Genomic DNA, 14,635 nt, shown 5'->3' on the forward strand with positions numbered 1-14,635 from the left:
TTTACATTCACTCGAATTATCAAGGTATTTTCAGTATGTACAAAAATTTTCAGAAGAGTTTAGACAAGAAGTAAAAACCTTAACTTCATCCTAAACGGATAACATTACCAAGCTCAGTGCTTATCACATCACTCAGTACTGTACTTGCTTTATATGAACAGTAGCATCCAATTGTAAGGAAGACAAATGCAGCTACAGCAAGTGAAATACATATTTCTAAATTCGATATTGTTAAACATGCACCAACAGCAAACGCTCCAAATAACACAAAAGAAGCATAGGCATAGTTACTTTGCCTTCTATTATAAATGTTTGCTTATGAAAGTTTTCTGTTTTTGTTCTTTAAGTCTTGATTTTGATCTTGAAGTTCTGATCTCTCTTGCCTAAAATCCCTTTCTAACTGTGAAATTTTGTTAGTGTCTCTTTCACTTACAGCCTTATTCAGCTCTTGCTCTTTTTTTCTAAGTTGAGTTTTTGTTTTTTTAAGCTCATCTCTAAGGTTTTCAAGTTGACTTTTTTCTCTAGTAAGTCGAACTCCTTGATCAGTGAGAGTGTGAATTCTTTCCTGATTACCCTGCCTTACTTGTCTCAACTCCCTTTCTAACTGTGAAATTTTGTCAGTGTCTCTTGTTCTTTCATCTACGGTCCTATTCAACTCTTTCTCTTTTTCTGCAAGTTGAGCCTTTGTTCTTTCAAGTTCACCTTCAAGGTTTTCAAGTCGCTGCAATTCTTGAGCAATAAACTCATCGTTTATTTCCGGAGCAACATTATGTGCATTTGCTGAAAGCTGTTCCACAGTTGCAGGAAATTTCTCATTTAGATAATTTTTAATAGACTCAATTGGATTATTAACATTCCTCAACGCAGCAGTGACAATTGCACGATTTATAAAGCAGTTATCTTCTACTAATTCTTTTACATCATCCAAATCTTTTCTATTAATAACATCAGTTAATCGCTCTTTCATAGCTCGTTCAATTATTTGCTTCAATCTTGAATTTTGCTCTATAGCTGGTATTGGTTTTGTTTGACTAAAATCTAGCTCCTTATGTTTTAAAATCTTAGTCAATACTTCCTCGTTATCTTGTGTTATTCCTTGTAAACATGATTTGATAATCAGGCTAAGTGGTGTTTCTATTTATCCATTTGAATTTCTTTTCCAACAATTAGGGTTGAGTTCTTGATTTAATAGTCTTTTTACTTCGTTAATGCTTTTACCAGAAAGAACATTTAATAATTGTCTTCCTGTTCGTGCTTTTTGCATTTCTATGATCAAATGCTCAGCACGATTTTGTCTAGCACATTGCTCAGGATTTTGATATGCTTTATTGGTTAGACAAGTACTTATGTTTGGATGACTTAGTAAGAGTTGTAACACTTTCTTTTGTTGAAAGCACATTGCTAGGTGCAAAGCTGTATTGCTATTACTTTGTTCACAAATATTAACATCTATGCTCTGTTGCAGTAGAAGTAACCTAATCATATTCTGATATTCTTTTCTTGTTTCAGAGCCTGCGGATAAATTATTAATTATAGATATCAAAGGTGTCACGCCTTCTTCATTAAACGCATTAACATTCGCACCTTCTGCCAGAGCTAGCTCAAAATCTCCTGGATTTTCACCATCAATAGCTTCAAATAATTTTGTTGTTGATTGTCCTGAAGTTGTTTGATTTTGAGCTCGTAATCCTGTATCATTAACAACACTTCTTCTAAAACCTACATTACTTCTCGAAAGCATACTAAATTCTCCCTAACCTATAATTTATTGACATAATTATAAAAAAAAACAAAGAAAATTGCAAATAATTTAGTTAAAAATTTTAGAACTAATTATGATTCCAAAAATTTTTCTGCATCAAGTGCAGCCATGCACCCTGTACCTGCTGCAACTACTGCCTGGCGATATACCTTATCTTGAACATCACCAGCAGCAAACACCCCTGCCCTACTTGTTAGCGTTGTTCCAGGTTTCGTAATTATATAACCTTGCTGATCCATTTCAACAAAGCCCTTAAAAATACCTGTATTTGGTGCATGCCCAATTGCAATGAACACTCCATCTACTTTCAATTCCTGGGTTTTATTGATGTCTGTCGATTTTATTGTAATGCCAGTAACTTTTTTAGGATTTTCTTCTCCAAGAATCTGCTCTAAGGTATGATTCCATATTACCTTTATCTTATCATCTTTAAAGAGCCTGTCTTGCATTACTTTCTCTGCTCTTAACTTATCACGCCTGTGTATCAGTATAACTTCCTTAGCAAATCGAGTTAAAAATATTGCTTCTTCAACAGCAGTATTTCCACCACCAACCACAGCTACAACTTTATTTCTAAAAAATGCACCATCACAAGTTGCGCATGCCGAAACTCCGTAACCTTGAAATTTCTTTTCACTCTCCAGGCCAAGCCACTTCGCTTGCGCACCAGCTGCGATTATAATTGCACTCGAATAGTAGTCACTAGCATTACCACAAGATCTAAATCTATACTCATTAGAATCCTCAAGTTGTTCAACGCTTTTTATTTCGTCATCTATTATCCTTGCCCCCACCTTCTCTGCATGCAACCTCTTTTGTTCCATGAGTTCTGGACCTTGTATAGAAATAAAACCTGGATAGTTTTCAACATCCGTAGTAATTGTAAGCTGACCACCAGGTTGCATTCCTGTTACTACAATTGGCTCTAAATTTGCACGTGCTGCATATATAGCAGCAGCATAACCCGCTACTCCAGATCCAATAATAAGAACTTTTGTACTCAATTTATAATTCTGCACTGTGTGAGTTTAGATAATCAGCCACTCCTTCATCGCTTGCCTGCATTGCTGGCTTACCTTTTTTCCACCCTGCTGGACATACTTCACCATGCTCTTCATTATGTTTTATTGCATCAATAATTCTAATAAACTCATCGATATTACGCCCTAAAGGAAAATCATTTATCGATTGATGACGTACAACAAATTTATCATCAATAACAAAAGTTGCTCTTAGTGCAATTGAGTCATCATATAAGACCCCATAGTCTCTTGATATAGACTTTTTGATATCAGACACTAAATTGTAGCTAACCTCTCCAATACCACCATCATTAACTGGAGTGTTTCGCCATTTATAGTGTGAAAATTTTGAATCTATACTTATTCCTATCACTTCAACATCACGTTTTGAAAAATCTTCTATTTTGTTGCTAAATGATATCAACTCAGTTGGACAGACAAAAGTAAAATCAAGTGGATAGAAAAAAAGGACAGCATACTTATCCTTTATATGTTTACTTAAACAGAAATCATCAACTATTTTTCCACTAGCAAGAACAGCAGAAGCAGTAAAATCGATAGCGGATTTTGTTACAAGATTCATAACTAACCTATTCATTCTTAATATTTATAATTTTATACCTTGATACATTTACATGCAAGTTTTCTTTAGCCCCAATCTTATAAAAACTTCCTCTTATGGCTGTGAAAATGTTATGATAAGAGCTAATTTTCATGAGTAGGGAAATACCCAAATATTACTATCTTTCACCTTTTCTCCCTTCAAATTTTTTAACCATTTCTTTTACACTTACATTCGTGGAAGGTAAATTTTTGCTGGCAAGATGGTTGATCGAAGATTTTTTATTCCCTACTGGAAATGAACGAGATTGTTTTCTCTTCACACTGATATCCGTTTGTGTTACTGAAGCAGTTTTGTTTTCAGCAGGCAACACGTTATTTACTTGATTTTGCTCAAATCTTTCTTTTAATGCCTTTACTTTACTACTCTCGCGAGTCACTTCTTTTTTCATAGCAACCACTAGTACTTTTGGTCCATCAGCTTTTTTTGCTGATTCTTTACCATCTTGATTTTCAGATTTTAGTGGTAGTGTAGGGTTACTCTCAGCTGATTTTTCCACTACTATTTTTTGCTCTGTGCTTACTTTTTCGCCTAAATCTTTAGGCTTTGGTGGTACTGCAGGTTTATCTTTTTTCGGTTCTTGTCTAATTTTTTGATTGATAGTAAACATTTTCTCTGGTACTGGTGGTACTTTTGGTGGTTTTGGTGGTGCAAGAGATTGAAGTTGTTGTTTCTTCCTATTTTCTCTTTTTGCTTCTATATGTTCTTTAGGAATTGTTGCATAAATCGGCTCCTCTTTAATTGATTGTAGATTACGCAAATCTTTTGTTAAAGATTTGCTCTTTTCCTCTTGATAATTTGATATTTCTTCATACTCATGATCTTCGTTTAATGAACCTCCATAACCTGAATCTTCTCGCTCATATAAGAGATTTTTCTTTTGCTGTCTATTTTCTAAATTTACTCCATATGACCTATATTTATCTTGACTTCTTTCTATTCGCTCTAAATATGAAATTTTTTGAATAACATCTGTATATTCGATTACTGTTCTAGCAGTTGAAGGAGGCAATTTATCTTTTATAAAATTACTTATATTCCTAATCGAAACATCTCTTCCTAATATTCTATTGAATATCCTAAGAATTAATGGCTTTTTATTTGCCTTCTTTACACAATTATTCAAGTCATCACGTATAACAAGTTTAGCTACATCTTCTGCCTTATCTGTAAAACCCTCTAAAGCATGAGATAAATCTGTTACTGTTTTACCATATTGTTTCTCTGAATTTCCTAGCTTTATAGCTTTGATCAGAGAATCGAGATTTTTTTTATAATCCTCACTTTTAAATGGATCATTCATACTAATTGTAATATTTTATTGAAATATAGATCTAAAATATTAAGATCTAGTGAATATTACTTTTTTAGTTCATATATAGCTATAGTTATACAGCGATAATGCGTAGCAGAATAACGATTTCGTCATTCTAGTATCTGCTGTTACCCCTTATCTAGGTGTGTAAAAGTGAAATCTAGTTTCGCTATATTAAAGTGTAATGAAACTGTGTGATTCATAGAGGTTATTACAATTGACTTGTCAGATTGAGTCTGAACTAGTTGGCTTGTTAAGAGATTTGCATTTTTGAAGTGATTGTAGTTTCTGATTGTGTTTACAATTTTGCATGACAAACGACTCTTTTGATAAGATATAGTTTTTCACTTAAGCAAGGAATCGTATTTTCCAGTTCCTTATATTTTTCCCAAGGAGTTTTTCCTTGAAGAGCGCTATGAGGGCGGTGTTTATTATAATACTCTTCCCAATCCCTAAGTTTAATTTGCAATTCAGAGCTCTTGATGGTAACGATACTGTAAAACTCATCTAAGTCTGTACGCTGTGCTCTTTCCACTTTACCATTTAAGTGTGGAGAAAACGGCTTAATAGGACGAAATTTAATTTTCCATTCCTTCAAACATTCTTGCACCTCATAAGCAAAAAATTCTTGCCCTCTATCAGTTTGAATCCTTTGGCAATGGAAAGGTATTCTTTCTCTTAGTTGTTTTAGGAAATCTAAAGTGTTTTTTGAAGTACTTCTTGAATATAATGCAACAATTTTATAACGTATCTATAGCAGTATATTGATAAAGCCCTGACGATATTTTGCACACATCCATCTGCACACGCTCTCCAGGTACTTTACAGTTATAACGCTTGACATGTTTGCGATAATGACGTTTAACATGCAGAAGACTTACACTATGTTTTTTGAAAATTTTGTGTATAGTAGCCAATGACAAGGATAAATCATATAGACGTCTTAACTCGGTTTCTTGCCCCTAGCTTTCTAGTTTGTCTTAGATGAAGAATAAGCTGCTCATCTGATTCATTGATCTTTTGCAAAGGTGAAGTTTTAGGCTTACTACTGAGATCTACTAATCCTTTTTCACCTAACTCTTCATAACGTTTGTACCATTTACGTAAGGTAAAACGTGAAATACCATAATGCTCTTTCCTGCATGACCAAACTTTTTGTATAGTTTTATCCAACTCAGACGTAGTTTAACCCTAGATTAACTAATTTATCCTTTGCAATTGTAATAAGGTCTATAAACTACTGCAAATCCAAATTTCTATTTGACCTTATATTCTTATTGTAATAACATCTATGAATCACAAAATTAAATCTTCGCACATTAACCATAGAGTTATTATTTTACAATTATTTGTTGTTGCTGATCTTCTATTTTTACTTCCTCCATACTACATCTTGGGTTAAGAGATTGTGCGAGATGTTGCTCTTGAAGTTGTCTTGCAAACTTTTCCTCCTGCCCTTGAAGCCACTTTGCGTAGATAAGATCTTCTTGCTCTTGAAGTTGCTTTGCAAACAGTTGTTCTTGCGTTTGTTTTGCTAATCTATTAAGCAGTGGTTCAAAATGGGCATGTCCACTATTTACTATATGTAAGACACTATTGTCATTATAATCTACCCTGTTATACTCACCTGCATTTTTTGATCCTAAACTATCTATTAATTGATGCAAGAACGGATCTTGTTGATTATCAGTAATAATCAATGGATTACTCTCTACAACATTCAACTTTACATAATACTTCCCACAAAGTATTCTACCTTCAATATCAGTACGCCCCAAAAATTCATTCTTTTCAATTCGATTGATATATTGGTCACACGTAATTCCACGATTTATGAACTCACCTTCAACCTCATCAAAATCATTGCCAATTTTACTTATAAACCACTCTGAAGGATTGTCTTGTGCAAATCTCTTACAGTCATTCCTTAACTGCTCTACAGTAACCTGTATTCCTGCTTGCTGTTCTAGACTCTGCCTGAAAGAATCGAAAAAAACATCTTCCATTACTGATTGCCTGTCCTACATAAAAGTTGTCAAATTTGTTTAATTTTTGTTCTTTATCACTTTGTTTTTCTGCTTTTTCAGCAACTTCTTTCTCTAAATCAAAAATTTCATTCCAGTCATATCTACCTTCTAATCCTATTCTTTTACTTTCCCTTTCTGCTGCGTTAGCTAAGTCTATTTTAGAAGTGCTTTGCTTTTTCCCTAATAATTCATATAAAGACTTGAAGAGTTGTATTAAAGCAGTTCTAAAATCAAAGTTTTTTTCCTTTTTAATTGTATTGACTTCGATGTCATGTAAATCTATTAGTAATTGTTAATTTAAGTTCATAATTTTACCCCTCTAGATATTAAATTATTGTACCAATAAAAGTATCAATAAATCATTAATTAAGCATAACCACACTCTTGTAATTTGTTCAGTATAAATTGAAAAATTTTTATAGAACGCCCCATGTAGAAATATATGAGGCCATGAAAATTTAATGTGCAAGTATTTGATGTTGTTGATGAAATGCTTTCTCTACATGTGCTTCTTCCACACTGCACCTTCTTGATAAGACTGGCTCCTCAAGGCATTTTATACGTTGCTGTACATCATTAATGCACTGCCCTACAACATCACCAATTTTTCCATCAGCATTTCCTGCCAATAACTCATCAAACCTCTTCTCAACCTCTGCTCTCTCAGAGATATCCTTTGAAAGGTTACAATACTCCAAAATTTCATCTATCTGAAGTTCTCTTGCGAATAGAAAGTCTTCGTGCTCCTGCTGCTGTTTTATTAACTCTTGAGTTACAATTTTAGCTCTAGAGTAATGGTTTCCTTCAAGATATATTGTTTCTCGCTCTTTACTACCCCATAACTCGTCATTTATTTTATAACCATCACGACCCAAGAACTTATTCATTTCATCATCATTTATCATTTCAGGATTTGGTTCAAACTTTTGTTGCTTCTCTCTACCGCTAACTTCACAATGGACATTAATTTCAATGTTAGCTAAAGAAGCTAATATACTAGCTTCTTCAATGAAAATAAAATAACTTTGACCTTTTATTGCTTCTAGATAGGCTTGGTAGAGTTCAGAGTTATTAAGGAATGAATGTGTAATAAATTCACTGTTATATTGGTCACCGTACTCATCTTTACCATGGCCATTAAGAGCCTCAGCATATTCTTTTAAATTAAGCATAGCTTGATTATGCGACACATTAAGTTTGCTAATAGCTTTACTTACTAACCTCTTCACATTATCTTCAGCATTTTCAATTTTCCTGTTTGTTTGCTCAACCAACTTCTCTATTTTATCAGACTTACCAGTTAGATCCCCTGGATTGTTTAGAAACATATTAAAAACCTTTTCTAGCTGAGCTCTTAAAGGAGCTGGCATACTTACATCATCTAAAGATGTAAATTGACTTAAAAATTTGTGCCATTCCATTCTCATATCTTGTGCTCTTTCAGCTTTATATATACCAGAGCTGTTGTCACCAAACACTGCATGGAAAAAGCAATTGCCATCACCTGCAGTATTATACTTAACTACTTCTGAAGTCTTGAACTTTCTTGCACTAGCCTCAAAATAAGTTGTTAATTTCTTTTCCTCAGGTATAGTCATATCTTTACCTTAATTTAAGCTATTAAGTAACTAATTAAGTATAGCAGAAATTCTTGAACTATGCAATAATTATAATTTTGTATAGTGAATATGAGCTTTAATTGTGGCATAGTTGGACTGCCAAACATAGGAAAATCAACTTTATTTAATGCACTTACAGAGTCAAGTGCAGCCGAAGCTGAAAACTATCCTTTCTGTACAATAGAGCCAAATGTTGGCAAAGTACCAATTAGAGATCAGCGTTTGAAACAAATTGCCGCAATTGCCGGTTCAGAGAAGGTAATCTACAACCAATTAGAAGTTGTAGATATTGCAGGTCTGGTAAAGGGTGCAAGCAAAGGTGAAGGGCTCGGAAATAAATTTCTGAGTCACATCAGAGAAGTTGACGCTATTGTTCATCTGCTCAGGTGTTTTACGGATAACGATATCAGTCACGTACACAGCGCTATAGATCCAATATTAGACGCTGAAGTAGTAGAAATGGAATTAATTCTAGCTGATATTGATAGCATAGAAAAAAGGCTTCCACAACTTGAAAAAAAAGCAAAGCAAGGTGGTAAAGAGCTAAATGAACAACTTGAGTTGATGCAAGAAGTTTTAGCTACTTTAAAACTTGGCAAGCCTGCAAGAAGTTTAGAGCATATTGATAAAGATGAAATGAAGTTGCTTCAATTGCTAACAACAAAGCCTGTTATGTACGTCTGTAATGTTGAAGATACAAATGTTATAACTGGTAATGAACTATCTAAAAGGGTGGAAAAAATGGCGGAAGAAAATAAAAGCAAATTTTATTGCATTTCAGCAAAACTTGAAGCAGACATTGCAAATCTTGATATTGAAGAGGAAAAACAGAGTTTTTTATCAGAATTTGGCTTACAAGAATCAGGACTTGATGTAGTAGCGCGTATTATGTATGAAGTGCTAAGTATGATAACTTTTTTTACTGTGGGCCCAAAAGAAGCACGGGCATGGCCAATAAAGACAGGATCAACAGCTGATAAAGCTGCAGGTGTAATTCACACTGATTTTGAAAAAGGCTTCATAAAAGCAGAAACGATAAGCTTTGCAGATTATGTGAAATATGGAAGCGAATCAGCCTGCAAAGATGCAGGCAAAACTCGCTTTGAAGGCAGAGACTATATAGTGCAAGATGGTGATATAATGCACTTTAGGTTTAATCTGTAATTAATGATCATATTCCTTATACTTTGGGTGTAATTTTTCTACTTCAGATGGCCCTTCAAACCTAGTCTTAGGATGAGCAAGATACTTAAGATCATATCCTCCTCCTATACATCCTGCTTCTAATTCACCTGGTTTTAGTGAATCAAACGAAAAACTAACCTATGGTACAGGTACAGCAGCCTCAAGTGTTACAATCTCCTCCTTTTGCGATTGTACATCTTGCTCCAGATATTCTTCTAAAAATTCGTACAAAGCTTCACCTTCTATAAGCATATCCTTATTTTGCTTAGCTAATTTCAAAATTTCGTCTAGCTCAACATCTTCATCATTAATAGTTGCCTTCTCAATCTCAAATTCACCAGAATTTACATTTCAACTAATAAAGCAGTTAACAGAATTACCTTTCTCATCTTCTGCACTCCACCTAACTTTGATGTTGCATATTGCATTTTCTTCAAAACAGTAATTTCTTTGTTTCTTATCATTCTTCTCAACCGTTGCTATTCTTTTATCGTTACTGTATATTTCTAATATCTTTACCTCATTTTTATTTCTTTCCATCCCTTCAATTTTGTCAGTGAAAAGACGGCTGATTTCTAAGCTACACCCAGGCTTAGAAATATTAATACCAAGATGATCATAATGATTAAGAGAACGTTTTGCATATGCGCATGGCACATAACATCCATCAAAAAAGGCAACTGCACTATCAGTTTTGAGAAATTCTTGTCCGTTACTCATCCCTTCTTCGACTAGAAGAAGATATCTACCCAACCTCTTTTTAAAATTCTTTCTCTTGTCTTCAGGAATAGACTTTTCATTCAATATACTTATTATTTCTTTTTGCTTACTTAATACTAAATAATTAAAAAGGAAAATGTTCTTATTCCATCGATAATAATTCGCTATTTTGTCAAATGGATCTGCAGGCCAGCCTTTATTATAATTTACGTTATCCTTATCATCTTTACACAAATTATCCTTAAGGCCAAAATTCAATTTTCTAAAATCTGATAATACTTCTTCTACCCTATCTTCAAAAAATTGAAGTTTATTTTGAAATTCTTTCCCATAATTCATTTTCTCATTTATTTTAAGAAGATATTCACTAAATTTCTTCCTAAAATTTTCTTGATCTTTGTGGGCAAGTCTCTGATCTAATATATCTGTTATGTATTTTCGCTTATTCAATATTACGTAGTTAAAAAGGTCACTTTTTTTCCTCCTTTCATAATCTTCTGCTATTTCGTTAAAACACTCATTACTGTTCTTAAAATCCAATTTTTCGAAGTCTTGGAGCACGTTTTTTACATCATCCTCACTAAATTGAAGATTTGTTTGAGGAGACACGTCAGTTCTACTTTGATCATCAAGTTGAGGATTTTTTTAGTAGATTGGACTAATAAACTTTCTGTGCTGTTAGAGAAAGAATGATTATTTTCTTCAGATTGAGAACTTTTCTTTTTAGACGTATTAGTAAAAAAATTAGTTAGTGAACTAAACATTAAGCACTTCTTAGTATTACTATTTAACTATAACTTAATGCCAAATGTTGTAGAGCTAAAATTAATATGTAAATTCATTTTTTTAAGACAATTATAAGTATCTTCCTTCTATAAAAATTTTATAATCAGCATATGACAAATGTTTAAGATATTGATTTTATTTGTATTTTTATTACTTTACCAGGCAATATTATTAATGAATTAGTCAGACAAATATCTTGGCCAAACTTTACTCCATCCACAAACTCTCCATTTGTTACTCCAGTTGCAATAAACACTGATTCACTTTTTGCCATGTCTTTCACGGTGTAGATTTTTTCTGGGTCAGTGATATTCAAATTTTTTGCTCTTTCTTTTAATTGATCCGTGTCAAATATTAATCTTCCTTCTATCTGCCCACCGATTGAGCTTAGCGCTGCTGCTGCAAGCACTCCTTCTGGAGCTCCACCTGTTCCAATATACATATCGTGATTGCCATTTATTAGCGAAACTATGGCTGCAACATCACCATCATCTATTAATTTCACTTTTGCTCCTAGCTTCCTAATTTTTGCTATTAATTCATCATGTCTTTCACGTTTAAGTACAGTTACTATAAGATCACTTGCTTTACATCCTTTTGCCTTGGATAAATTGTCCAGATTCTTCTCAATCCTATTTTTTAGTGAGACTACACCCTCTGGGAGATTTTTTCCCACTGCTATCTTTTCCATATAAACATCAGGTGCATGTAAAAAATTACCTTTTTTTGTTGCAGCAAGAACAGACATTGCCCCTTGTTTATAATGAGCGCAAATCGTAGTGCCCTCAAGTGGATCAACAGCGATGTCAATGTCAGGGCCACTTCCTGTGCCAACTTTTTCTCCGATATATAGCATCGGTGCTTCGTCCCTCTCCCCTTCACCAATCACAATTGTACCATTTATTTCCATTGAGTTTAGCACCGTACGCATTGCATCAACTGCAACCTGATCGGCCTTTTTTTCATCACCAAGGCCTGCCAATTTATATGCAGCAAGTGCTGCAGCTTCGGTTACTTTCACTAACTTATAAGCTAAATCTTCCATCATTTACTCAAGAATCATAAATCAATATATATCATGCCATTTGAGACTGCAAGATTACTTGACTGATCATGAAAAAGTTGATATAATAAGCATATAGCAATAATGATAGGTTTTGAATATGGTCAGTAACTTAGCTTATGACAATGTAAAGGAATTTGTAACTAATAATCCTGATATAACTGCTCATGAATTTTGTGAGAAGCTAAAACAAAGTGGAGCAACAGATGCAAATGTTTGTGATTTATTTATGGATATTCTCCGCTCAGGGAAAAGCAGTATTTTAAATGATTATGATACATTTCTAAAAATTTTTGAATTGCTCGCAAAGTCAAATATTAAAATTGATATTGGAGATACTACTTCTAAAACTGTATTAGATTACGCTGTGTCAGGTAAAAAACCTAACGTTATAAAGATATTTTTGGATAGCGATAAATTTGATCAAGAAAGAAAATCGAATGCTTTGTTGACCGCCGTTAATGAAGGTAAAGTTCAAGAGTTTGAGATATTTTTAGATTACATAGATCATACGAAAATACTAGAGGTTCTTAACACAGCTCCTCACAATGAGAGCACTGAAGTTATGAAGATACTCTTGAATAACAAAAGATTTACTGGAGAAGAGAAAGTTCAGGCTTTGAGTGATGCCTCTATAGATGGTGATCCACCAAAAGTTAGGTTACTTTTAAAGTATATGACGGATATACCAGAAGCTGATGTTAGGAATCTTTTGGTAGTAATTAAAGAAAGTCAGTCATCACTTGAAAAAGAACTTAAAATAGATTCTAAGTTTAAAGGAGATCCCAACAATTCTGATCATTGTAAATACTACTCAAATGTTGCAATAATTAAATTGCTTGAATCATCAATAGATAAGAAACAAGAAAAGCAAAAAACGTCTAATGTAAAGGAATTTAGAATAAAACCTTGCAGCAGTAATGGAAACGTTGGTAATAGATCTGTATCAACAGCGCCTCCAGTTAGTACTAATGGTAATAATAACAAAAATGAAGCACCTGTATCAACAAGGACTGGCCCAACTGTCACACCAAATAATGATAAGAAAGCTAACGGCTTTGTAGAGGCTCAATTTTCTCCACCACATGAAAAAGAAACTAAATACAAAAAAAGTAAGGAGAGTTTTTACGCCTCATTAAGGAGTGATGTTGTTGGAGTTGTTATTGCAGGATTGTTTGTTGCTACTGCTGTTATGGTTCCATCTTTAGCTGGCGCATTAGTTTGCAGTGTTCTAGCTATTTTAGTTGTAATGGTAACTGGATTACATGTAAAAAATTTTACACTTCCAAGTTACAGCGAAATGAGAGAAAATAAGGTTGAACCTGTAAATTCAAGTTTGAGAAACCATGCAATCTAGCTCCTAGAATCACTTTTCAAACCAATTATAATTTCTTGATTGTTAAACTACTTTATCAAAATTAAGTGGGACTAGTGCGATTCGAACGCACGGCCTTCGGATTAGGAATCCAACGCTCTATCCTACTGAGCTATAGTCCCATGTCTTCTGCTATTTATGCAAAATTATAGCAAAAAGTCTCGCATTTTTCTAGGCACCCTGTACAATTAATTCACAATAATAAAAAATATTTCTGTATTTCTTGAATGTAATACTGTTATATTTAATAATACGATTCCAATTGAAAGATTAATGCTAGTTAACAATATTAGTTACTTTTATAGTAATCAAGATGGCTTTGCTTTAAGCAACATCAACATTCAAGTGAAGAAAGGAGGTGTTGCCTGTTTACTAGGTCATTCTGGCTGTGGCAAGTCAACAATTATAAAATTAATCGCAGGAATAGAAAATCCAAAATCTGGAACCATTGTTATAAATGATAAATTAGTTGCAAGTAACAAAGTGTCAATTGCTATAGAGCGTAGAAATATCGGATTGATTTTTCAGCATTCTGCATTATTTCCTCATAAAACAGTAATAGAAAATATAACTTTTGCTATTTGCAGTACTTCTAAGAAAGAAAAATACCTTACTGCATTGGAAATCTTAAAGCTATTTAATATAGAAAAATATGAAAACATGTACCCTCATGCTTTATCAGGAGGACAGCAACAATTAGTTGCAATAGCAAGAGTAATGGCGCAAAATCCTGATGTTGTTTTGCTCGATGAACCATTTTCTAATTTAGATATACTGCTCAAATATCGAATAAGGCACCATATATTGTCACTTTTTAGAAGCAAAAATATTCCTGTACTCATGGTAACTCATGATCCGCAAGAAGCGTTGAAAGTTGCAGATTTTATTTACGTGATGAAAAATGGTAAAATTATTCAATCAGGAGTTCCTAGCTACATATACCACAGACCTAAAGATGATACGTTAGCAAAATTTTTTAGTGAGCTTCCTTTTACTCCACAGATAAACTTAATGTTAGGATAAAACTATTATAAGATAATTAAAAACTCTTGATTTATAATTCAATAAAAGTGATATAATTTATGTATCACTTGGCTTCAGTCAAGTTTTAATACCTAAAAGTTAATATTTTCAACGGA

13 protein-coding genes, 1 tRNA gene and 1 pseudogene are annotated in these 14,635 nt (G+C 33.4%); 3 read left to right on the plus strand and 12 right to left on the minus strand.

Features of this window, described 5'->3' with window-relative positions:
- Positions 1 to 85: 85 nt before the first annotated feature.
- The 8 genes and pseudogenes from AAE962_RS06785 to AAE962_RS05840 form a co-directional block, all read right to left on the minus strand.
- Positions 86 to 1,741 (minus strand): annotated as a pseudogene (locus tag AAE962_RS06785) (ankyrin repeat domain-containing protein).
- Positions 1,742 to 1,833: 92 nt separating this feature from the next.
- A complete protein-coding gene (gene trxB, locus AAE962_RS05810) occupies positions 1,834 to 2,781 on the minus strand; it encodes a thioredoxin-disulfide reductase (RefSeq protein ID WP_343288942.1) in 948 nt (315 codons plus the stop codon).
- Positions 2,768 to 3,367 (minus strand): peroxiredoxin, encoded by a 600-nt coding sequence (locus tag AAE962_RS05815; RefSeq protein WP_007302702.1) that lies wholly within the window; start codon positions 3,365 to 3,367, stop codon positions 2,768 to 2,770. The genes trxB and AAE962_RS05815 overlap by 14 nt, the downstream gene beginning before the upstream one ends.
- A 157-nt stretch (positions 3,368 to 3,524) precedes the next feature.
- On the minus strand, positions 3,525 to 4,709 hold the full coding sequence (locus AAE962_RS05820; RefSeq protein WP_343288943.1) for a hypothetical protein: 1,185 nt from the start codon (positions 4,707 to 4,709) through the stop codon (positions 3,525 to 3,527).
- Between the two features lie 310 nt (positions 4,710 to 5,019).
- Entirely contained in the window at positions 5,020 to 5,331 is a 312-nt protein-coding gene (locus tag AAE962_RS05825; RefSeq protein WP_343288788.1) for an integrase core domain-containing protein, read from the minus strand.
- A 320-nt stretch (positions 5,332 to 5,651) separates the two neighbouring features.
- Positions 5,652 to 5,894, minus strand: coding sequence for a helix-turn-helix domain-containing protein (locus tag AAE962_RS05830; RefSeq protein ID WP_343288912.1), 243 nt, complete (start codon positions 5,892 to 5,894; stop codon positions 5,652 to 5,654).
- A gap of 161 nt (positions 5,895 to 6,055) precedes the next feature.
- A complete protein-coding gene (locus tag AAE962_RS05835; protein WP_343288944.1) occupies positions 6,056 to 6,727 on the minus strand; it encodes a hypothetical protein in 672 nt (223 codons plus the stop codon).
- Between the two features lie 479 nt (positions 6,728 to 7,206).
- Positions 7,207 to 8,346, minus strand: a complete 1,140-nt coding sequence (locus AAE962_RS05840) for a hypothetical protein (protein ID WP_343288945.1) — start codon at positions 8,344 to 8,346, stop codon at positions 7,207 to 7,209.
- 90 nt (positions 8,347 to 8,436) lie between these two features.
- On the opposite strand from AAE962_RS05840, the gene ychF reads away from it, so the two are divergent.
- Positions 8,437 to 9,531: a redox-regulated ATPase YchF gene (ychF, locus tag AAE962_RS05845; RefSeq protein ID WP_343288946.1), complete on the plus strand. Its 1,095-nt coding sequence runs from the start codon at positions 8,437 to 8,439 to the stop codon at positions 9,529 to 9,531.
- 159 nt (positions 9,532 to 9,690) lie between these two features.
- On the opposite strand, the gene AAE962_RS05850 is transcribed toward ychF, so the two are convergent.
- The 3 genes from AAE962_RS05850 to glpX all read right to left on the minus strand — a co-directional run bounded on the left by AAE962_RS05850 (position 9,691) and on the right by glpX (position 12,103).
- The gene (locus AAE962_RS05850) at positions 9,691 to 9,831 is read right to left on the minus strand and encodes a hypothetical protein (RefSeq protein WP_343288947.1); all 141 of its coding nucleotides are present in this window, start codon (positions 9,829 to 9,831) and stop codon (positions 9,691 to 9,693) included.
- 72 nt (positions 9,832 to 9,903) lie between these two features.
- A complete protein-coding gene (locus AAE962_RS05855) occupies positions 9,904 to 10,881 on the minus strand; it encodes a hypothetical protein (protein WP_343288948.1) in 978 nt (325 codons plus the stop codon).
- Between the two features lie 298 nt (positions 10,882 to 11,179).
- Positions 11,180 to 12,103, minus strand: a complete 924-nt coding sequence (glpX, locus tag AAE962_RS05860; RefSeq protein ID WP_343288949.1) for a class II fructose-bisphosphatase — start codon at positions 12,101 to 12,103, stop codon at positions 11,180 to 11,182.
- A 118-nt stretch (positions 12,104 to 12,221) separates the two neighbouring features.
- Between glpX and AAE962_RS05865 the strand changes: the two genes are divergently transcribed.
- Positions 12,222 to 13,478, plus strand: coding sequence for an ankyrin repeat domain-containing protein (locus tag AAE962_RS05865; protein ID WP_343288950.1), 1,257 nt, complete (start codon positions 12,222 to 12,224; stop codon positions 13,476 to 13,478).
- A 66-nt stretch (positions 13,479 to 13,544) separates the two neighbouring features.
- Here AAE962_RS05865 and AAE962_RS05870 read toward each other — a convergent pair.
- A tRNA-Arg gene (locus AAE962_RS05870) sits at positions 13,545 to 13,618 on the minus strand.
- Positions 13,619 to 13,769: 151 nt separating this feature from the next.
- On the opposite strand from AAE962_RS05870, the gene AAE962_RS05875 reads away from it, so the two are divergent.
- Entirely contained in the window at positions 13,770 to 14,519 is a 750-nt protein-coding gene (locus AAE962_RS05875; protein WP_343288951.1) for an ABC transporter ATP-binding protein, read from the plus strand.
- The last annotated feature ends 116 nt before the right edge of the window (positions 14,520 to 14,635 follow it).

The organism is Wolbachia endosymbiont of Encarsia formosa (genome assembly GCF_039540065.1).
GTDB lineage: Bacteria > Pseudomonadota > Alphaproteobacteria > Rickettsiales > Anaplasmataceae > Wolbachia.